At 71.8% G+C, this 19,770-nt stretch carries 17 protein-coding genes and 1 other RNA gene; 6 read left to right on the top strand and 12 right to left on the bottom strand.

Annotation, left to right across the window (positions count from 1 at the left end):
* Positions 1-42: 42 nt before the first annotated feature.
* From ACX25U_RS22405 to ACX25U_RS22390, 4 genes are all read left to right on the top strand, one after another.
* Positions 43-399 carry a DUF6247 family protein gene (locus tag ACX25U_RS22405; RefSeq protein WP_454382616.1) on the top strand — a complete coding sequence of 119 codons (357 nt, stop codon included), beginning with the start codon at positions 43-45 and terminating at the stop codon, positions 397-399.
* A complete protein-coding gene (locus ACX25U_RS22400; RefSeq protein WP_454382615.1) occupies positions 396-647 on the top strand; it encodes a hypothetical protein in 252 nt (83 codons plus the stop codon). Before ACX25U_RS22405 ends, ACX25U_RS22400 begins: the two co-directional genes overlap by 4 nt.
* Positions 648-761: 114 nt before the next feature.
* On the top strand, positions 762-986 hold the full coding sequence (locus tag ACX25U_RS22395; RefSeq protein WP_454382614.1) for a type II toxin-antitoxin system VapB family antitoxin: 225 nt from the start codon (positions 762-764) through the stop codon (positions 984-986).
* On the top strand, positions 986-1,402 hold the full coding sequence (locus ACX25U_RS22390; RefSeq protein WP_454394437.1) for a PIN domain-containing protein: 417 nt from the start codon (positions 986-988) through the stop codon (positions 1,400-1,402). Before ACX25U_RS22395 ends, ACX25U_RS22390 begins: the two co-directional genes overlap by 1 nt.
* A gap of 85 nt (positions 1,403-1,487) precedes the next feature.
* Here ACX25U_RS22390 and ssrA read toward each other — a convergent pair.
* The 5 genes from ssrA to ftsE form a co-directional block, all read right to left on the bottom strand.
* Positions 1,488-1,886: a transfer-messenger RNA gene (gene ssrA / locus ACX25U_RS22385) on the bottom strand.
* A 120-nt stretch (positions 1,887-2,006) separates the two neighbouring features.
* The gene (smpB, locus tag ACX25U_RS22380) at positions 2,007-2,486 is read right to left on the bottom strand and encodes an SsrA-binding protein SmpB (RefSeq protein ID WP_454382613.1); all 480 of its coding nucleotides are present in this window, start codon (positions 2,484-2,486) and stop codon (positions 2,007-2,009) included.
* Between the two features lie 63 nt (positions 2,487-2,549).
* A complete protein-coding gene (locus tag ACX25U_RS22375) occupies positions 2,550-3,728 on the bottom strand; it encodes a S41 family peptidase (protein ID WP_454382612.1) in 1,179 nt (392 codons plus the stop codon).
* Between the two features lie 68 nt (positions 3,729-3,796).
* The gene (gene ftsX, locus ACX25U_RS22370; RefSeq protein ID WP_454382611.1) at positions 3,797-4,714 is read right to left on the bottom strand and encodes a permease-like cell division protein FtsX; all 918 of its coding nucleotides are present in this window, start codon (positions 4,712-4,714) and stop codon (positions 3,797-3,799) included.
* A 35-nt stretch (positions 4,715-4,749) separates the two neighbouring features.
* Positions 4,750-5,439 carry a cell division ATP-binding protein FtsE gene (ftsE, locus tag ACX25U_RS22365; protein WP_454382610.1) on the bottom strand — a complete coding sequence of 230 codons (690 nt, stop codon included), beginning with the start codon at positions 5,437-5,439 and terminating at the stop codon, positions 4,750-4,752.
* Positions 5,440-5,669: 230 nt separating this feature from the next.
* Between ftsE and ACX25U_RS22360 the strand changes: the two genes are divergently transcribed.
* A complete protein-coding gene (locus ACX25U_RS22360; RefSeq protein ID WP_454382608.1) occupies positions 5,670-5,861 on the top strand; it encodes a hypothetical protein in 192 nt (63 codons plus the stop codon).
* Between the two features lie 118 nt (positions 5,862-5,979).
* Here the strand turns inward: ACX25U_RS22360 and ACX25U_RS22355 are convergent, their stop codons facing one another.
* From ACX25U_RS22355 to ACX25U_RS22340, 4 genes are all read right to left on the bottom strand, one after another.
* On the bottom strand, positions 5,980-6,747 hold the full coding sequence (locus tag ACX25U_RS22355; protein ID WP_454382606.1) for an LPXTG cell wall anchor domain-containing protein: 768 nt from the start codon (positions 6,745-6,747) through the stop codon (positions 5,980-5,982).
* A 302-nt stretch (positions 6,748-7,049) separates the two neighbouring features.
* Positions 7,050-8,165, bottom strand: coding sequence for a peptide chain release factor 2 (gene prfB, locus ACX25U_RS22350; protein WP_454382604.1), 1,116 nt, complete (start codon positions 8,163-8,165; stop codon positions 7,050-7,052).
* Between the two features lie 397 nt (positions 8,166-8,562).
* Complete coding sequence (locus ACX25U_RS22345; RefSeq protein WP_454382603.1) at positions 8,563-9,804, bottom strand: serine/threonine-protein kinase; 1,242 nt, start codon at positions 9,802-9,804, stop codon at positions 8,563-8,565.
* A 161-nt stretch (positions 9,805-9,965) separates the two neighbouring features.
* Positions 9,966-11,633: a serine/threonine-protein kinase gene (locus ACX25U_RS22340; protein WP_454382601.1), complete on the bottom strand. Its 1,668-nt coding sequence runs from the start codon at positions 11,631-11,633 to the stop codon at positions 9,966-9,968.
* Positions 11,634-12,164: 531 nt separating this feature from the next.
* On the opposite strand from ACX25U_RS22340, the gene ACX25U_RS22335 reads away from it, so the two are divergent.
* Entirely contained in the window at positions 12,165-15,650 is a 3,486-nt protein-coding gene (locus tag ACX25U_RS22335) for an FHA domain-containing protein (protein ID WP_454382599.1), read from the top strand.
* 51 nt (positions 15,651-15,701) lie between these two features.
* Here the strand turns inward: ACX25U_RS22335 and ACX25U_RS22330 are convergent, their stop codons facing one another.
* The 3 genes from ACX25U_RS22330 to ACX25U_RS22320 are packed head-to-tail and all read right to left on the bottom strand — an operon-like array spanning position 15,702 to position 19,409.
* Positions 15,702-16,613, bottom strand: coding sequence for a carbohydrate ABC transporter permease (locus ACX25U_RS22330; protein WP_454382597.1), 912 nt, complete (start codon positions 16,611-16,613; stop codon positions 15,702-15,704).
* Positions 16,610-17,953, bottom strand: a complete 1,344-nt coding sequence (locus tag ACX25U_RS22325) for a carbohydrate ABC transporter permease (protein ID WP_454382596.1) — start codon at positions 17,951-17,953, stop codon at positions 16,610-16,612. Before ACX25U_RS22325 ends, ACX25U_RS22330 begins: the two co-directional genes overlap by 4 nt.
* Positions 17,954-17,960: 7 nt before the next feature.
* Positions 17,961-19,409 (bottom strand): ABC transporter substrate-binding protein, encoded by a 1,449-nt coding sequence (locus tag ACX25U_RS22320; protein ID WP_454382595.1) that lies wholly within the window; start codon positions 19,407-19,409, stop codon positions 17,961-17,963.
* Between the last annotated feature and the right edge of the window lie 361 nt (positions 19,410-19,770).

The raw sequence follows: 19,770 nt of genomic DNA, 5'->3' as shown, positions 1-19,770 counted from the left end.
CCAGTACCGTGGGCACCGGAAGCCCACCCGAAGGAGCCTGGTGTGACCACGCAACCCGACCAGGGCCACGAGCTCGTCCCACGCCCCGAAAGAACCCCTGAAGCCGTCCGCGTCGCACTGGCCCGCATCGCTCCGCACCGGCTGGGCGAGATGGAGCAACACAAGGAACAGGCACTGGCCACGGCCATCCAGGACGGCAAGATCGGTCACTTGCAGCACTGGCTCACACACTGGCAGATCCAGGTCGAGATCGAGCGCCGCCCCGAACTCCACGCCCGCCATCGAGCGGCACTCGTGAAGATCAACGAGAGCGGCGGCAAGGACGCGCCGGAATTCCGGAGCGCGATGAACGAACTCCATGCGGTCGAGGTCGAGGCCCGGCAGGCGGTGTCGGAGTGACCTGGAGATGGGAGTACGACCCGGACGAGGCGCACGTCGCCGGTGGCGCCCCGCCCGCCTTCGTGGCCGAGGTCGAGAAGAAGGCCGACGAGTTGGTCAGCGCCGCTGCGGCGTTCTATCTGGACGGCACGACGTACCAGGGCATGGGACCGAAGGGCGACATCGCCCACGTCCCCGACGGGTTCTTCCTGTACCTGGTCGTCCCCCGGCACGAGTGCCTGTACGTTCACCAGGTGACCTACCTCTGAGCAGGGCGCACGGCAAAAGCCCCGCCGCTCGAAGCGACGAGTCCTTGCCCTGATGGCACGATGTACAATAATGGCCCTGATTGATGAACTGTTATGTACATCCGGGAGGGCCCGGTGTCACTCACCCACATCGATATCGACGACGAAGCCCTGGACACGGCGAAGCGCCTGGGCGGGCACCGGACCAAGACGGCCGCCGTCGCGGCGGCACTGGAGATGTACAACAAGCGCCTGGCTCGCGACGCCGCCTATGACAAGCACTTCGAGATGGCCCGAAGCTGGGACATCGAGGGGGCCGAACAGGCACATCGAGCGGACAAGGACGCGGCACGTCGGTGATGCGCTACCTGCTCGACTCGTCGGCGTTGTGGCGCCTGCTCCGGGACCGCGACCTGCATGAAGCGTGGCGGCCGGTGGTCACGGACGGCTACGTCCTCTCGTGCTGTCCGCAGCGGGCCGAGTTCCTTCGGTCCGCGCGTGATGCCAAGGAGTACAGGGCGTTCAGCGACATGTTCACCGATCTCTACGACGACGTCTCCGTGCCCAAGAGCGCGTGCCTGTGGATCGGCGCTCTCCAGCAGCAGGCGGCGGACCAGGGGGCGCACAGGGCTCTGTCCGCCGTCGACCTCCAGATCTGTGCGACGGCGGCTCACCATGGACTCGTCGTCCTCCATGACGACGCCGATTTCGTGACGGCGGCCCGGTTCGCGGTGGAACTGAGCCAGCACAACGTCCACGACGGTCCGCGCGACTGATTGATCGCGCCCGACGTGTCCCGCCAGGCGCAGACGGCAAAGGCCCCGCCGCTCGGAAGCGGCGGGGCCTTTGCCCACATGGGATGAGTGGAGATGGCGGGAATCGAACCCGCGTCCAACGGTGCGGAACCAGGGCTTCTCCGTGTGCAGTCCGCTGCGCTTTTCTCGGCCCCGGAGATCACGCGGACAAGTCTCCGACGGGCTCAGTCACTGTTTGGTTTCCCTCTTCACCCCGTGACCGGGATCAAGGTTTAGTCCCCTAGTCGATGCCAGGATCCGGGTCGGGAACAGCCCCGGGCTGACACTCCCTTTAGTAGGAGGCTCGCTCGCGCTGCCTATCAGGCAGCGAGGGCGAAGGCCTGCTGGGAGGAATCGCGCTTGGTGTTGGCGATTATTTTTTTCGGCCTGTGGTTTACGAGATCATGGCCGCTTCCTCGACACGCTTCCCCTGCTTCGACAGCCGCTGTCGAAACCGATCATCCCCATGTTGATTTTTCAAACCCCTCCAGGAGGGGCCGCGTGCACCGGCTTCCCGGTGCTGGTGCCATCGTACGTGACCAACGTGCGTCCGTGCCAGCGTATTCCCGGGGGCGCGAGCCCCGTGCTACGCCCGCTGCTTGCGCCGTACCGCCGACATCGCGCGCTCCGCCTCGCGGCGGTCCTGCTTCTCGCGGAGGGTCTGTCGCTTGTCGTACTCCTTCTTGCCCTTCGCCAGCGCGATCTCGACCTTGGCCCGGCCGTCCTTGAAGTAGAGGGCGAGCGGCACGATCGTGTGGCCCGTCTCCTGGGACTTCGACTCGAGCTTGTCGATCTCCTCGCGGTGCAGCAGCAGCTTCCGCTTGCGGCGGGCACTGTGGTTGGTCCAGGTGCCCTGGCTGTACTCGGGCACGTGCACGTTGTGCAGCCACGCCTCGTGTCCGTCCAGTTGCACGAAGCCGTCGACCAGCGACGCTCGCCCCTGACGCAGCGACTTCACCTCTGTCCCCATGAGCACCAGACCGGCCTCGTAGGTGTCGAGGATGTGGTAGTCGTGCCGCGCCTTCTTGTTCTGCGCGATCAGCTTGCGCCCTTTTTCCTTAGCCATAGTGCAGCCCATTTTCGCACTACGGAGGGGGTGGGCGGGAAGCATATAAAGCGTGCCCCGTGCCTACGACGGGGCGCCCAGGCCCGTCAGGACCGTCTCGGCCCGATTCACCGCGTCGCTGCCCGCGTCCAGGTCCGGAGTGATGCCCCGGCCGTCCACACCGCGGCCGCCGGGGGTGCGGTAGTGCCCGACCGTGAGTTCGGCGACGGAACCGTCGGGCAGCCGGCTCGGCATCTGCACCGAGCCCTTGCCGAAGGTGCGCGAGCCCACGACGACCGCGCGGCCGCGGTCCTGCAGGGCCCCGGTGAGCAGCTCGGCCGCGCTCATCGTGCCGCCGTCGACGAGCGCGACCAGGGGTCTGGCGGTGTCGCCGCCGGGGTCGGCGTGCAGAGCGCGCTGCTCGCCGTCGACGTCGTAGGTGGCGACCAGGCCGCCGTCGAGGAAGGCGGAGGCCGTGGTGACGGCCTCGGTGACCAGGCCGCCGGAGTTGCCGCGCAGGTCCAGGATGATCCCTGAGGCGGGCGGGGAGTGACGTACGGCTGTACGGACCTCGTCGCCCACGCCCTTGGTGAAGGCGGCGACCCTGATCACGGTCACGTGGTCGGCCTGCCGCCGTACCGTGACCGGTTCCGTGGACAGGCGGGCCCGGTGCAGTGTCTCGCTCCACGCGCGCGTGCCGCGCTGCAGGCCCAGGGTGACGGCGGTGCCGGCGGGCGCGCCGTCGGCGTCGCCGCGCAGTAAGGAGACGACCTCGGTGACCGGCAGGCCGTCCACCTTCTCGGCGTCGATGCTGCGCAGCCGGTCGCCCGCGCGGATTCCGGCGGCGGCCGCGGGCGAGCCCTCCCGCACCTTGGTCACCTCGATACGGCCGTCCCGCTCGCGCCGCGCGCACAGGCCGACGCCGGTGTACTGGCCCTCCAGGGCCCCCTGGAACTCCTCGTACTCGCTGTGGGAGTAGACGGCGCCCCAGCGGTCCCCGCTGCGGCTGACGGCCCGTTCGGCGGCCTGCAGGGGGGACGTGCCGTCGGCCATGGCCTCGGCCGCCGCCCGGCTCACGCCCTCGTGCCGGCCGCCCGCGGCGACAGCGGCCGAACCGGCCTGCTCCGCCTCGGACTTCCGGTCGTCGTGGCCGGGCAGGGAGCCCGTCGCCGCACCGGCCACGAGCACGCCGACGAAGACGAATGTCAGGGCGGCCCCGGCACGGCTGCGGCGGGGCTGACAGAACGGGTCACGACCTGACATGGCGGTGAGTCTAGGACAACGCCCCGGGACCGCACGGCCGGTTGGCCGTACGGTCCCCTTGGCATGCGTCACACCTTCAGATACTTGCGCAGCGCGAAGAACGCCGCCAACGCGGGCATCAGCACACTCGCGGCGAGGATCAGCGGGAGCTTGGTGAGCACGGCGTCCCAGCCGATGAAGTTGATGAGGTTCAGCTTCGAGGACAGCGCCATGCCGTGGTCGATCGTGAAGTACCGCCCGACGACGAGGAACACGCAGGCGAGGCCGCCGCCGATCAGGCCGGCCACGGCCGCCTCCATGATGAACGGCGCCTGGATGTAGAAGCCGGAGGCGCCGACCAGCCGCATGATCCCGGTCTCGCGGCGCCGGCTGAAGGCCGAGACGCGCACGGTGTTGACGATCAGCAGCAGCGCGACGATCAGCATGAGCATCATCACGCCGAGCGCCGCCCGGTTCATCAGGTTCAGCAGCCCGAAGAGGTTGTCCAGGATGCCCTTCTGGTCCTGTACGGACTGCACGCCGTCGCGGCCGTTGAAGGCGCTCGCGATGACCTTGTACTGCTCGGGGTTCTTCAGCTTGATGCGGTACGACTCGGGCATCTGGTCCGGCGTGACGACGTTGACCAGAGGAGAGTCGCTGAACTGCTCCTTGTAGTGCTTGTACGCCTCGTCCTGGGACTCGTAGGTGACCTTCTCGACCACCGGCATCTTCTTCAGGTCGGCGAGGATCGTCTTCTTCTGGTCCTCGGTGACCGCGCCCTTGGTACAGCTGGGGTCGGACTGGGCGTTGCTCTTGTTGCAGAGGAAGATCGAGACGTTGATCTTGTCGTACCAGTAGCCCTTCATGTTGTTGACCTGGTCGCTCATCAGGAGCGACCCGCCGAACAGGGCCAGCGACAGGGCGACGGAGACGATGACGGCGAAGGTCATCGTCAGGTTGCGGCGGAGACCCACACCGATCTCCGACAGGACGAACTGGGCGCGCATGGCGTCTGGTCAAGCCTTTCCGTCGTGGACTTCGCTCAGTGCTGGTAGCCGTAGACGCCGCGCGCCTGGTCGCGGACGAGACGGCCCTTCTCCAGCTCGATGACGCGCTTGCGCATCTGGTCCACGATGTTCTGGTCGTGGGTCGCCATCACCACGGTGGTGCCCGTCCGGTTGATGCGGTCGAGCAGCTTCATGATGCCGACGGAGGTCTGCGGGTCGAGGTTGCCGGTGGGCTCGTCACAGATGAGCAGCTTGGGCCGGTTGACGAAGGCGCGCGCGATGGCGACGCGCTGCTGCTCACCGCCGGACAGCTCGCCCGGCATCCGGTCCTCCTTGCCGCCGAGCCCGACGAGGTCGAGCACCTGCGGTACGGACTTGCGGATCTCGCCCTTGGACTTGCCGATGACCTCCTGCGCGAAGGCGACGTTCTCGGCGACCGTCTTGTTGGGCAGGAGACGGAAGTCCTGGAACACCGTTCCCAGCTGGCGGCGGATCTGCGGCACCTTCCAGTTGGAGACGCGCGCGAGGTCCTTGCCCAGGACGTGCACCTGGCCGTGGCTGCACCGCTCCTCGCGGAGGATCAGCCGCAGGAAGGTGGACTTTCCGGAGCCGGAGGACCCCACGAGGAACACGAACTCGCCCTTCTCCACTTCCAGGGAGACATCCCTGAGGGCTGGGCGGGTCTGCTTGGGGTAGACCTTGGAGACGTTGTCGAATCGGATCACGGATGCACCACGGGTCGCCGGGGGTAGATGAGCGTGACCTTACGCGAACCAGGTACGGGTGCGCAGTCGCCGGTCAGGGTTGAGTGCGGGTTGTGTGTTTTTGTACGGGGCTTGCTCTCGGACAGCGATCCGCGCGCCGTTCGGGGGAACCTGGCATTGTGGACGGGGGAACGTTCGCGTGCCCGTGAGCGTTGAATGAGTGGAACCGGTGTTGCAAGGAGGGCGAGCGCATGACGTACGACCGGTTGGTGTGCGCGAACTGTGCGGCGCCCGTGAGCGAGGGCCGGTGCCCCGTGTGCCGTGCGAGCCGCGAGCGACTGCAGCAGGAGAACTTCTTCGCGGGGCTGAACCCGACGGCGCTGATCGCGCTGCTGGTGGTGCTGATCGCCGCGGTGGCGCTGCTGGCACACCAGACGGCGTAGGGCGCGCACACGAAATTCGTGCGAAGGGGCCCGGAGCTTGCCGCTCCGGGCCCCTTCGGTGTTCAGGGCGTACGTACGGTGCGTACGGTCGCCGCTGCCGCTACCGCTGACGCTGCCGTCAGGCGGCGGCGCCGCCGCGGCCGGTCATCAGGCGCGGCAGGATACGGAAGCCGACGCCGCCGGCGATCATCGTCGCGGCGCCGACCAGCAGGAACGTGGTCTGAGCGGCACCGGTCTCGGCGAGCTCCTTGCCGTTGCCCTGGGGCGTGGCGTTCGAGGCGGAGCCGGTGTCGGTGAGCGCCGAGGAGCCCTCCTCCTGCGGGACGGCGTTGTTGCCGCCGCCGTTGGGGGAGGTGCCGCCGGTGTTCTCCGAGCCGCCCCCGCCGCCGGAACCGCCGCCGGGGTTGTCGGGGATGCTGCCGCCACCGCCGGGGTTGCCGCCACCGGGGTTGCCGGGGGTGCTGCCGCCGTCACCCGGGTTGCCACCGCCATCGCCCGGCTCACCCGGGTTGCCGCCACCGTCACCGGGCTCACCCGGGTTGCCACCGTCACCGGGCTCACCCGGGTTGCCACCGCCATCGCCCGGCTCACCCGGGTTGCCGCCACCGTCACCGGGCTCACCCGGGTTGCCACCGCCGTCACCGGGCTCACCCGGGTTGCCACCGCCGTCACCCGGGTCGGGGCATTCCGGACCGGTGCTGATGTCGCAGGGGTCGGGCTCTTCGCCGTCGAGCTTCACGTTCGCCTTGACGCCACCGCCACCGACACCGGCGCTGACGCCGATCTCCAGGGCCGAGGCGGCGCCCGCGGCGGTCAGCGAGGCACCGGCCGCGATCACGGCGCCGGCAGCTATGCGCGCGACACGGATCCGCGTCTTCTTTGTCATGTAGTTGCTACCCCCAGTAGCTGATCGTCAATGAGGCCGCGCTCGGGGCAGTGATCGACGGAGGTAGCTGAAACGATGAAGTCCCCCGGTTCACATGCGCCCCGCAGAACGCATGCCGCGCTTTACCTTTCCCACATTTCAAAGCAACGTCAAGGCCGTTGCGCACGCGATGTCCAGGTACGGGCTCTTTGCCGGAGAGCGGCGTCGCAAGTGTGACGCAAAACGCACGCAGCCGGGCAGGAAAAAGGCAACTACCGCATCGGGAGCGGCAGTTGCCTTGTCGACAAAACCTCTGCTTCTTCTTACTGGCTCTGCTGCTCGCGCTGCTTGCGCCAGCGAATGCCGGCCTCCAGGAAGCCGTCGATCTCGCCGTTGAACACGGCCTCGGGGTTGCCGACCTCGAACTCGGTGCGCAGGTCCTTGACCATCTGGTACGGGTGCAGGACGTACGAACGCATCTGGTTGCCCCAGGAGTTGCCGCCGTCGCCCTTGAGCGCGTCCATCTTGGCCTGCTCCTCCTGGCGGCGCCGCTCGAGCAGCTTGGCCTGGAGGACGTTCATCGCCGTGGCCTTGTTCTGGATCTGCGAGCGCTCGTTCTGGCAGGAGACGACGATGCCGGTGGGGATGTGGGTGATCCGCACGGCGGAGTCGGTGGTGTTGACGCCCTGGCCGCCGGGCCCGGAGGACCGGTAGACGTCGATGCGCAGGTCGGACTCGTCGATGTCGACGTGGTCGGACTGCTCGACGACGGGCAGGACCTCGACGCCGGCGAAGGAGGTCTGGCGGCGCCCCTGGTTGTCGAAGGGCGAGATCCGGACGAGCCGGTGGGTGCCCTGCTCGACGGAGAGGGTGCCGTAGGCGTACGGCACCTGCACGGCGAAGGTGGTCGACTTGATGCCGGCCTCCTCGGCGTACGACGTCTCGTAGACCTCGGTCTTGTAGCCGTGCTGCTCGGCCCAGCGCAGGTACATGCGCTGCAGCCGCTCGGCGAAGTCGGCGGCGTCGACGCCACCGGCCTCGGCGCGGATGTTCACAAGCGCCTCGCGGGCGTCGTACTCGCCGGAGAGCAGCGTCCGGACCTCCATCTCGTCCAGCGCCTTCTTGACGTCGGCGAGCTCGGCCTCCGCCTCGGCGCGGGTGTCCGGGTCGTCCTCGGCCTCGGCGAGCTCGAAGAGCACCTCGAGGTCGTCGATCCTGCCGCGCAGGGCCTCGGCCTTCCTGACCTCGGCCTGGAGGTGGGAGAGCCTGCTGGTGATCTTCTGCGCCTCGTCCGGGTTGTCCCACAGGGACGGCGCGGCCGCCTGCTCCTCGAGCACGGCGATGTCTGCCCTCATCTTGTCGAGGTCCAGAACGGCCTCGATCGACTCCATGGTCGAGGAGAGGGACTTGAGCTCTTCGGATACATCGACGACTGCCACGCCCTCCAGCGTAACGGCTCCGCCGACCGAGCAACGCCGGGTGGGCGGCCGCCGGGGCCCGGGCTCGCTCGCCCACCCACCCGACTCGGCCGCTTGAGAGGCGGGAGCACGGGGGCGGGCCGAGGTGAGCGGAGCAGACCAGGCCCCGGTGCAGGGGGGCGGAACCTCTCTCCCCCAGCGAGACGGGTGGGAGAGTGGGAAACGGAGGTGCAGGGGGCGAAGCCCCCTGCCGGGGGCTGGGGCGGAGCCCCCGGCCGGGGTCCGGGACGAAGCCCCAGGGCGGGGACCCCTCACCCCACCGAGACGGGCGGGCCGGGTGGCAGAGCCGGGGCGCAGCCCCGAAACGGGCTCTGGGGCGAAGCCCCGGGTCCGGGACGCCCACCGAGACACCGAGACGTCAAGGCGTCGGCGGCGCCGAGTCCGCCGGAGGACGCGAAGGCGCGTCGTCACCCGACGCCGCCCACCACGCCCCCGCCCCCACCACCGCCGCGAGAACCACCCCCGCGCCCCCCAGCGTCAGCCGGCGCCGCCGCGCCGCGGCCCGGTGGCGGGCCGAGCCCGGCCGCGGCGCGCCCGCCGTCCGCGGCACCCGCGCCGTCCCCCGCGCACCCCCCGCCAGCTCGTCCGGCCCCGGCACCCGCATCGACGTGTGCGTGTCCCGGTTGGAGTCCGGCTTCGCCCCGGGCACCAGCGGGACCGCCCCCCGTCGCCGTACCCGCTCCCCGACCGCTTCCGCGGACGGCCGCGCGGACGTCTCCTCGCCCGGCTCCCGCACCGGGTCCGCATCCGGTTCGTCCACGTCCAGCGGCGGCATCCCCGCGAGCGTCGGCAGCAGCTCCCGCAGCCGCGCCGCCATCTCCGACGCCCGCAGCCGCGAGGCCGGCGCCTTCGCCAGGCACTGCACGATCAGCTGCCACAGCTCGTCCGGGATGCCCGGCAGCGGCGCCACCGTCTCCGTGACGTGCCGGCGCAGCACCGCGCCCGGGTGCCCTCCGCCGAACGGCGTGAAGCCCGCCAGCAGCTCGTACAGCACCGTGGCCAACGCGTAGATGTCCACGGCGGCCCGTGGCGGCAGCCCCTCCACGATCTCCGGTGCGAGATAGTCCGGCGTACCGATGATCTTCGTCGCGCGCGTCCGCTTCGGCGAGTCGATGAGCTTGGCCACACCGAAGTCCGTCAGCAGCGCCGGGTGCGAACCGCCGGGCCCCAGCGGCCCCTGCATGTCCAGCAGCACGTTCTCCGGCTTGACGTCCCGGTGCACGATCCCCGCCGCGTGCGCCGCGGCCAGCCCGTCGGCCACGTCGGCCACGATCGCCACCGCCGCCTCGGGCGCGAGCCGCCGCTCCCGCTCCAGACGGGTGCGCAGGTCCGTACCGCGGACCAGGTCCATGACGAGGGCGAGGTCGTTGCCGTCGACCACCAGGTCCCGTACGGAGACCACGTTCGGATGCTCCAGGCCCAGCAGCGCCGTCCGCTCCTGTACGAAGCGGCCCACGAGCTCCTGGTCGGACGCGAGGTCCTCGCGCAGCAGCTTGATCGCGACGGGCCCGTCGGGCCCCTCGCCGAGCCACACCGTGCCGGCGCTGCCCCGCCCCAGGATCTGGTTGGCGGTGTACCGGCTGCCGATCTTCCGTGCCAAGACTGCTCCTACAGACGCGTGTTGCCGATAAAACTACGCGTCCCGCGAGCCAACCTTCACCGCGGAGGCGGAAATCACCCGTCGGCTGTCGACAAATACCCAAACTCGCGAGGGCGGAGGCGACGGCGGGGCAGCCCGCGCACTCCTCCGCCCACGCGCCGTCAGTTGCCGCTCAGCTTCTTGATCCAGTCGGACACCTGCTGGGTCCAGTCGCTCAGCTGGGCCCAGTAGCCCTTGCCGGTCCCGATCCAGTCCTGCAGCGGAGTCAGCTCCCAGACCAGCCACCCGGCCACGAACAGGATGACGATCGTGAACAGGCACCCCTTGAGGCAGCCGAGCCCGGGGATCCTCATCGGGTTCGCGCTGCGCTGCCGCGGCGGCCGCGGCTCGCGGGCCGGCCTGCGCGGCTCCGGCTGGGGGGCGGGTGGCGCGTACCGCTGGGGCTGAGGGGCGTACTGCTGAGGCTGCCGCTGCGGATGGCCGTAGCCGGGCTGCGGCCGGGAAGGCTGCGGACGCGGCGCCGGCCGTGGCTGCTGCTGCGGCCGGGCCACCTGCCGCTGGGGGCGCCGGCGCAGCGGGTCCTCGCTCGGATCCAGGTACTGGACCTGCGTCTGCTCGTTGCGGTCACGCGCGGCACGCAGCTGGGACTGCCAGGGGTGCGGCTGGTCGGGCTGCTGGCCCTGGCCCTGCGGACCGGCGCCCGGCCGTCCCTCGGGCATCGGCGGCATCACGCGCGTGGGATCGGCGGCGCCGTGCTGGGGCAGCACGCTGGTCGGGTCGGCCGCGCCGGGCACCCCGCCCGGTCCGCCGCCGTGCGGCAGGACGCTGGTCGCGGCGTTCGGGTCGTACGACGCCGCGCCCTGCGGCAGCACCTGGGTGGGGTCGGCGGCACCGGGCACGTCCGGCACGGCCGCGGGCGCCGGGTCGGGCGCCAGCAGCGCCGCGACGCCCTCCGCGGCGGCGATCTGCGCGGCGCCCGCGTGCACCCCGACGCCCTCGGCCACGACACGCAGCCCGCGCGCGAGGTTCTCGGCGCTGGGCCTCACGTCCGGGTTCTTGCTCAGGCAGCGCTCGATGACCGCCCACAGCGGGTCGGGAACCGTGGACGGGCGGCGCGGATCGGCGCTCAGGTGCTGGTGCAGCACCTCCAGCGCCGATCCGCCCGAGAACGGCGGGCGGCCGGTGACCAGCTCGTACAGCAGGATGCCGGCGCCGTAGATGTCGACGGCGGAGGTCTGCGGGCGGCCCTCGGCCGACTCGGGCGCGACGTACGCGGGCGTGCCGACGAACTCGTGGGTGCGGGTCAGACCGGGCGAGTCGGCCAGCCGGGCGATGCCGAAGTCGGTCAGCATCGGGTGCATCTCGCCGCCGTCCTGCTTGAGCAGTACGTTGGCCGGCTTCAGGTCGCGGTGGACCACCCCGTCGGCGTGGCTGGCGGCGAGCGCGTCGGCGATCTGAGCGGTGAGCAGCGCGGCGGCCACGGGCGTGAAGGGGCCGTTCTCGCGCAGGTAGCGGTGCAGGTCGGGGCCGTCGACGAGGTCCATGACCAGCGCCAGCAGATCGCCCTCGACCACCAGGTCGCGCACCCGCACGATGTTCGGGTGGGTCAGCCGGAGCAGCACGGACCGCTCCCGCAGGAACCGCATCACGATGTCGGCGTCGTTGGCCAGCTCCTCCTTGAGGACCTTGATCGCGACGGTCTCGCCGGGCTGACCGGGCACGGCCGCCTCGGCACCCGCCGTCTCACGCTGGCGGGCTCGCCAGACGGTCCCGGTGGCACCGCGTCCGAGCGGCTCCTCCAGGAAGTACTTGCTGCCTACCGGCCGCACGTCATGCGCTCCCTGTTGCTTGCTTGCCTGGTTCCCGCGCCCTCCGGGGCGCCTCGCGGGTGTTCCGACCCAACTCTAGGGCCTCCCCGCGCGATGCCGGGCGGTCGTGCTGCCGCGGTCGGCGATGCCTCCCCGGTCCGCGCCGACTCCTTCCGAGGCGACTTACGCACGGGGTGCCGTCCATGTTCGATGGGTTCGATGGGTTCGATGGACTCAATGGACTCAATGGACTCGATGGAAAGACGCTCGGCTCGGTCGGTTGGTTGCCGCATACGGACGTGACCGATCTCAAGCGGGTACCAAGAGGACATTCGCTGGGCACTGGTCAGGCATTTTTGGGGGCAGAGCCGACCAATCAAGATCACTTGCCGGTGGGCGGCGGGCGCGCTGTCCGTGGCAGGTGCGAGGATGCCTTCCAGAACTGGCCGACGTGCTCGTGCGGTGGTGGGGGATGTCCGCGGTGGGGGACCGCGGGGCGGCTTCGTCCCTCGCCGGTCGCGGGCGCCCGCGCAGAAGGGACCGCTGACGGCGATGCAGATCCGGCTGACCGTCGTAGATCCGCTGGGCCCGCCGACGGCCCGGGGCCGCGCCGCGAGCCGCGACGTGCTGGTCACGGCTCCCGCGGGTACGGCGCTGGCCGCGGTGGCGTCGGCGCTGGCCGCGGCGGTCGCCGGTGAGGGGGGCCCGGGGTCCGAGCGGGGCGGCCGGGAGCCCGGGGCGGGCCCCGTGGTGCTGTACGCCGGAGCGGAGCGGCTGGACGCCCAGCGCTGCACGCTCGGCGAGCCCCCGCTGCTCGACGGCGCGGTGCTGTCCCTGGGCGCCCCCGCCGACCCCGAGCCGCACCCCGAACTGGACGACGCCCCGACCCAGCTGCACGTGGTCGCGGGACCGGACGCCGGCGGGGTCCATCTGCTGCACGGCGGGCAGATCACCGTGGGCCGCTCCGCCGACGCCGACGTCCCGCTGGACGACCCCGACGTCTCCCGCGTGCACTGCGCGGTGACGGTCGGCCCCGACGGCCGCGTCTCGGTCGCCGACCTGGGCTCCACCAACGGCACGGTGCTGGACGGCAGGCGCGTCGGCCCCCGCCCGGTCCGCTTCGCCCCGGGCGCGCTGCTGCGCATCGGCGAGTCCGCCCTGCGCCTGACGCCGTCCGGCGGACCGAGCGCCCGCGTGCGGACGGCACCCGACGGTGAGGGCCATGTGCGGGTCACCTCCGACAGCGTCCCGCCCCCGGCCGGTGCGGCCGACGGCGCCCACGCGCGCGTGGGGGACGGCGTCAACGGTGCGGGGGCGGCACACGCACGCGTACCGGGCGAGGCGATCGGCGCGGCCACGACCCGCGGTACGGGCACGATGGCGGCGCCCGGAGGAGCACCCACGTCTCACACCCTGGGAACCTGGCAGCCCGGCCCCGGCCGGCCCCCGGCGGTCCCCGCACAGGCCCACGCACCGCGGATCGAGAGCGACAACGGCCCACACGGCACGGCACCCGCGCCCGCCCCCGGCGACGAGACCCGCACGGGACGGTCCGGGGCGGACGGACACGCCGGAGCCTTCGCCGTGGACGGCACGAGCGGCCGCAAGGGAACGCCCCCGCGGGGCACGGACGTACCGCAGGTCCTGCGCAGGCGCGGCGGGCTCGGGGCCTGGGCGCGACGGCTGGCCGGCGGCCGCGCCGAGCAGGCGGCGGACCGGCACGAGCCGTGCGACGACACCGCCGCCGACGCGCCCGCGCAGGACCCGCCCACCCCGTACGCCGCACGACGGCAGCCGGAGACCTGGCCGGACCCCGCGGCGCTGCTGCTGACGGCACTGGGCCCGGGACCGCGGCTGTGGGAGCGCGGACCGGGGCACCCCGAGGCGCTCACGGTGCGGCTCGGCACGGCCGACCGGCCGGCCCCCGACGGCTCGGGGCTGCTGCCCGCGGTCCCGGTGACCGCCGACCTGCGCGAGGTGGGGGCACTGGGCCTGGCCGGACCGCGCGCCCGCCTGTCCGGGCTCGCGCGCGCGGTGCTGGCCCAGCTCGCCGCGGCGCATTCCCCCGACACGCTCGAGATCGTCCTGCTCAGCGCCGACCGCGCCCGCCCCGTGGCGGAGCGCACCGCCGAGTGGTCCTGGCTCGGCTGGCTCCCCCACGTCCGCCCCGCCCACGGACAGGACTGCCGCCTCCTCCTCGCCTACGACCGCGAACAGGCCGCCGCCCGCACCGACGAACTCCTGCGGCGCCTGGAGGACCACCCGAGCGCCGCTCCCGCCGCCGGCAGCCCGCGGGCGACCGACGCGCGCGCGGCCGCCCGCAGGCCCTCCTGGGCACGGGACGACGACCCGGCCGACGAGGGGGGCTTCGCGGGGCCGTGCACCGTGGTGGTCGTGGACGGCGACCCGGGCGGCGCCGCGGTGCGCGAGGCGGTGGCCCGCCTGGCGCAGGAGGGGCCCCGGGCCGGGATACACGTCGTGTGTATCGCCGAGGCGGCGCCCGCCTCGCCCGCGTCCCCGGTGACGGACACCTACGAGACGGCGTGCGCGGCGTCGCCGGTGTTCCGGGAGTGCGGAGCCGTGGCCCTGCTCAGCGGCGACGTGGCGACGGCACTGCGGTTGATGCGCGTCGCGGCACACCCGGCGGCCGACGGACCGAACACCGGCGCGGCCGGCCGGCCCCCGGCGGCGGAACCCTCGCTTCCCACCCCCGTGGCCCCCGGCACCGTCGCAGTCGTCGACGCCGTGTCCTCCGCGTGGGCCGAGCGGTTCGCACGTGCCCTGGCCCCCCTGCGGACGGACGGGCCCGCCGGAGACCGCCCCGCCCGGGTGTCGGCGCCGCTTCCGCTGTCGGCGCGGCTGCTGGACGAGCTGGGGCTGGCCCGGGCCACCCCGGCGTCGCTGCAGGCGCGCTGGGCGGACGCGGCCGACGACACCACGGCCCTCGGCGGGCGGGCCTGGGCGATACTCGGCGCCGGTCCGCGCGGGCCGGTCTGCGCCGACCTCGTGACCGACGGACCGCACCTGCTGGTCGAGGGACCGGCGGGCAGCGGCCGTACGGAGCTGCTGCGCTCCGTCGTCGCCTCGCTCGCCGCCGCCGAGCGCCCCGACCGCCTGGGCATCGTGCTGGTGGACGGCCGGGACGGCGCGGGCGGCGGCCACGGCGACGGTCTGCGGGTCTGTACGGACGTGCCGCACGTGACCACCCACCTCACCGCCAACGACCCGGTCCGTATGCGGGAGTTCGCGCAGTCACTGAGCGCGGAGCTGAAGCGCCGGGCCGAGCTGCTGGGGCGGTCCGACTTCGCCGAGTGGCACACCCGGCGCGCGGTGTCCGGGCGTATCGTCGCCCAGCGCACGGCGACGACCCGCGGCACACCCGCTCCGGAGCGGGCCGGCGCGGGACCGGCCGGAGCACGATCGGCCGGCGCGGGCGGCGCCGGCGCGGCCGATCTCGACACCCCGCCCAGCTCCACCCTGCGGCTGCGGCCCGGCGCGGCCCGCCGGCAGGCGGAGGCCGGTCCGCCGCTGCCCCGGCTGGTCGTGGTCGTCGACGACCTGGACGCCCTGGTCTCGCCCGCGCTCGGTTCGCCCGGGCGGCCCGCGGCCGGTTCCGTGATACGCGCGCTGGAGGCGGTGGCCCGGGAGGGCGAGCGGCTCGGCGTCCACCTGGTCGCGGCCACCACGCCCGGCGGCCGTACGGCGGAGACCGAACCGGCGCGCCGGGCCGCGCTGCGGGCCGCGCTGGACGCACCGGCCTCGGGGCCGGACGAGCCGGCACCCGGACGCGGGCGGCTGACCTGTGCGGACGGCCGGGTGACGGCGTTCCAGGGCGGTCGCGTCACGGGCCGTATCCCCCGGACGGCGACCCAGCGCCCGACCGTGGTCCCCCTGGACTGGCAGCGCATGGGCGACCCGCCGACCCGGCGCTCGGTGCGGGAGCTGGGCAACGGGCCGACGGACCTGGCCCTGCTGGCCAGCGCGTTGGAGCGGGCGGCGCGGGAGGTGTCCGCGGCGGAGGTTCCCTCGTTGCTTTGAACGGCCGAGGGGGCGGGCCGGTGCCGGCCCGCCCTTGCCGTGGTGCCGCGGTTACTTGACCGCGCCCGCCATCACGCCGGACACGAACTGCCGCTGGAAGGCGAAGAACACGGCAAGCGGGATCACCATGGAGATGAACGCGCCGGGTGCCAGTACGTCGATGTTGTTGCCGAACTGGCGTACCTGCGTCTGCAGGGCGACCGTGATCGGCTGCGTACCGGACTTGGTGAACACCAGCGCGACCAGCATGTCGTTCCACACCCACAGGAACTGGAAGATGGCCAGGCTCGCGATCGCGGGCCCGCCGAGCGGCATCACCACGCGGGCGAACAGCCGCAGTTCACCGGCGCCGTCCAGGCGGGCCGCCTCCAGCAGCTCGCGGGGGATCTCGGCGAAGAAGTTCCGCAGCAGGAACACCGCGAAGGGCAGGCCGAAGCCCGTGTGGAACAGGATCACCCCGAAGATCGTGCCGAACAGGCCGATCTTGCCGAAGAGTTCGGCGATCGGGATGAGGGCCACCTGCACGGGTACGACCAGCAGGCCGACCACGGCCAGGAACCACCAGTCCCGGCCCGGGAACTCCATCCACGCGAACGCGTAGCCCGCCAGCGAGCCGACCACGACCACCAGGACCGTCGCCGGGACCGTGATCAGGACGGTGTTCACCAGTGAGTTGGTGATGTCGCTGTTCTCCAGCAGCCTCTGGTAGCTGTCGAAGGTCAGCTGCGAGGGCTTGCTGAACACGGTCCACCAGCCGCTCGCGCTCATGTCCTGCGGCGCGCGCAGCGACGACAGCAGCAGACCGATCGTCGGGACCAGCCAGAACAGGCCCACCACGATCAGGAAGGCCCTCAGTACGCCGCCGCCGACGGCCTCCACCAGCCGCGCGCCCAGGGACTGCCGCGCCTTCACGGGCTCGGGGACGGGCGCCGTCCTGGTCGGGCTCCCGGCTTCCGCCGTCATCGCCGCACCTCCCGCCTGAGCCTGCGCATGTTGAACAGCATCACCGGGATGACCAGCAGCAACAGGAACACCGCGATGGCGCTGGCGATGCCCGGCCGGCCCTCGGAGAAGCCCTTGCGGTACAGCTCCAGGGCGAGCACGTTGGCGTCGTCCTGCGAGGAGCCCGGGGCGATGATGTAGACCAGGTCGAAGATCTTCAGGACGTTGATCATCAGGGTGACCGCGACGACCGCGAGCACCGGGGCCAGCAGCGGCACCGTGACCTTCCGGAACACCTGCCACTCGTTGGCACCGTCGACCCGGGCGGCCTCCAGCAGCTCCCGGGGCACGCCCGCGAGTCCGGCCGCGATCAGCACCATCGCGAACCCGGCCCACATCCACACGTACGACCCGATGATGGCCGGGGTGACCAGCGACGGGCCGAGCCAGTCCACGCCGTTGTACGGCGCCTTGAAGTTGCTCGCCGGGAGCCGGAGCTGGGCGCCGTCAGCCTTGGCGGGCAGTGTGAACGTGCCGTCGTCGGCGGCCTTCGCCGACGCCACCACCTTGCCGTCCTTGACCGCCTCGATGCGCATCCCGGCGTAGCCGAGCTCGGAGGCGTCGACCTCGCCGAGCTTTCCGACGCCCTTGCCGCGGGTGAAGTCCTGCCAGGTCGTGCCAGTGATCTTCCCCGGCTCCGGCTCGGCCCGCGCGGCCTTCTTCGCGCTCTTCGGCATCTGGTCGGGGGCGACGCCGACGAGCGGAAGGGTCACCGACTGGCCGGCACGGACCGTGGCCGGGGTGATGAAACCGCCCTGGTCCGGCTCGAGCGGCGAGTTCCGGCCCGGGTGCGCCTTCGGGAACGCCGAGGACTGGGCGAAGGTGTCGTGCACCCCGACCCACACCGCGTTGGCGACGCCCTTGTCCGGGTCCTGGTCGTACACCAGCCGGAAGATGATCCCGGCCGCCAGCATGGAGATCGCCATCGGCATGAAGACGACCAGCTTGAACGCCGTTCCCCAGCGCACCCGTTCGGTCAGCACCGCGAAGACCAGACCGAGCGCGGTGGCGACCGTCGGCGCGAACACCACCCAGATGACGTTGTTCTTCAGCGCGGTGCGGATGCCGTCGTCGGTGAACAGGGCCTTGTAGTTGTCGAACCCGGCGAATCCGTCGCCCGAGGCGTTGTAGAAGCTGCGGACGACCGAGTACCCGATGGGGTAGACCACGAGCGCGCCGAGCAGCACCAGGGCGGGCAGCAGGAAGAGGGCCGCCACGGCCTTGCGGGTGCCGGTCACGCTCTTGCGCGTACGGGGCGCGGCGGGGGCCGGATCAGCTCCCGCCGCCGTGGCCGACGTCATGGCCGGATCAGCTCCCGCCGCCGTACGCCGCGGCCGCGTCCTTCTCCAGCTTCGCCTGGGCGCCCGCGACGTCGCCCGGGTTCTTCAGGAAGTCCTGCAGGGCCTTCCACTCGCCCTTGCCGGGCGTGCCGCCGAAGGCCTGCGGGGCCTGGTCGGACATGTCGAAGCGGAAGTCGTCGCCCGAGTCGATCAGGGCCTGGGCGATCTTGCGCTGCACCTCGTTCGGGTAGGCCGAGTTCGGCACGTTCTTGTTCGGGGAGAGGTAGCCGCCGAGCTTCGCCTGGATCGTCGCCGCGTCCGAGGAGGCCAGGAAGGTGACCAGCGCCTGAGCCGCCTTGGAGTCCTTCAGGACCACCGCCGCGTCACCGCCGGAGACCACCGGCGCGGTGCCGCTCACGGCCGGGAACGGGAACACCTTCGCGTCCGTGCCCACCTTGGCCTTGGTCTCACCGATGTTGACCTGCACGAAGTCGCCCTCGTAGACCATGCCGGCCTTCGGCTGGTCGCCTCCGGTGAAGGTCTGGGTGACGGAGGCCGGGAACTCGGTCTGCAGCGCGCCGTTCGGGCCGCCCGCGACGTAGTCCTTCTTGGACCAGATCTGGGCGAGCGTGGTGAGCGCGTCCCTGACGGACGGGTCGGTCCACTTGATCTTGTGCCGGGCGAGCTGGTCGTACTTCTCCGGGCCGGCCTGGGAGAGGTAGACGTTCTCGAACCAGTCGGTGAGCGTCCAGCCGTCGGCGCCGCCGACCGAGAACGGGGTGACACCGGAGTCGTAGACCTTCTGCGCCGTCGTCAGCAGGTCCTTCCAGGTCTTGGGTTCGCTCGCGCCCGCGTTCTCGAAGACCTTCGCGTTGTACCAGATCAGCGACTTGTTGGCGGCCTTGTAGTAGGCGCCGTACTGCTTGCCGTCGACCTTGCCGATGTCCTGCCAGCCCTGCGAGTAGTTCTTGGTGAGCTGCTCCTGGGCCTCGGGGCCCAGCGGCTTGGCCCACTTCTTGTCCACGGCCTGCTTGATGGCGCCCGGCTGCGGGAGCAGCGCCACGTCCGGCGGCTGGCCGCCCGCGATCTTCGAACCGAGGAAGTTGATGATCGGGTCCTGGGCGGGGACGAAGGTGACCTTGGCGCCCGTGCGCTTCTCGAACTCCGCGAGGACCTTCTTGAAGTTCGCCTGCTCGCCGCCGGTCCAGACGGCGGCGACCTCCAGCGTCGTGCCGTTCAGCTTGGGAAGGGTGACGGTGGCGGCGGTTTCCGCGCCCTTGCTGCTGCTCTGGTCGTCGCCGCTCTTCTTGTCGCTGCTTCCGCCGCCGCACGCGGTGAGGGAGAGCGCCAGTGCTCCTGCGGCGACGGCTGCCGCGGTTCTGGCGGTCCTGGCGGTCCTGGCGGTTCTGACGGTTCTGACGGTCCTGGCGGTCCTGGCGGTGTGGTGTGTCCGGATGGTGCTGCTCGTGCTGCGCATGACTGCCCCGTTCTCCGTTCCTCGTCGAACGTCCGAGCGCTGTCCCGTGCGGTCTGGTCTACGCCGGGGCCCTGGAGTCGGCAAGAGCGCCCACACTGTCAAGTGGGCGATCGTGACCACGTCGTGACTCGATGTCAGTTCTCGCTCGGTGTCATCGTCCGCGCACAACAGGTTCTGCGGCACGCCCTGGTCCGCCTCGGCCCGCACCGCACGCCCCGGGCGCTCCGGCCGGCCGGCGACGGCCCGGTGCCGCCGGACGGCCGAGCGGGCAGTCAAGTCCCTGTGTGCTCCGCGATGTTCACGACGCGACTTCTTCGTGGCGCGGCACCCATCGGTTTCCTGTTCGCCACCGTGCCGCAAC

Source organism: Streptomyces sp. JNUCC 63 (assembly GCF_054366325.1).
This window is presented reverse-complemented; position numbering and strand designations above follow the sequence as displayed.

What these genes read in the sequence shown, in the direction of transcription:
- ACX25U_RS22390 (WP_454394437.1), top strand. Translation starts at nt 986, where the DNA reads ATGCGCTACCTGCTCGACTCGTCGGCGTTGTGGCGCCTGCTCCGGGAC.
- smpB (WP_454382613.1), bottom strand. Translation starts at nt 2,486, where the DNA reads ATGGCTAAGGAAAAAGGGCGCAAGCTGATCGCGCAGAACAAGAAGGCG.
- ACX25U_RS22375 (WP_454382612.1), bottom strand. Translation starts at nt 3,728, where the DNA reads ATGTCAGGTCGTGACCCGTTCTGTCAGCCCCGCCGCAGCCGTGCCGGG.
- ftsX (WP_454382611.1), bottom strand. Translation starts at nt 4,714, where the DNA reads ATGCGCGCCCAGTTCGTCCTGTCGGAGATCGGTGTGGGTCTCCGCCGC.
- ACX25U_RS22360 (WP_454382608.1), top strand. Translation starts at nt 5,670, where the DNA reads ATGACGTACGACCGGTTGGTGTGCGCGAACTGTGCGGCGCCCGTGAGC.
- ACX25U_RS22355 (WP_454382606.1), bottom strand. Translation starts at nt 6,747, where the DNA reads ATGACAAAGAAGACGCGGATCCGTGTCGCGCGCATAGCTGCCGGCGCC.
- ACX25U_RS22335 (WP_454382599.1), top strand. Translation starts at nt 12,165, where the DNA reads ATGCAGATCCGGCTGACCGTCGTAGATCCGCTGGGCCCGCCGACGGCC.
- ACX25U_RS22330 (WP_454382597.1), bottom strand. Translation starts at nt 16,613, where the DNA reads ATGACGGCGGAAGCCGGGAGCCCGACCAGGACGGCGCCCGTCCCCGAG.
- ACX25U_RS22325 (WP_454382596.1), bottom strand. Translation starts at nt 17,953, where the DNA reads ATGACGTCGGCCACGGCGGCGGGAGCTGATCCGGCCCCCGCCGCGCCC.
- ACX25U_RS22320 (WP_454382595.1), bottom strand. Translation starts at nt 19,409, where the DNA reads ATGCGCAGCACGAGCAGCACCATCCGGACACACCACACCGCCAGGACC.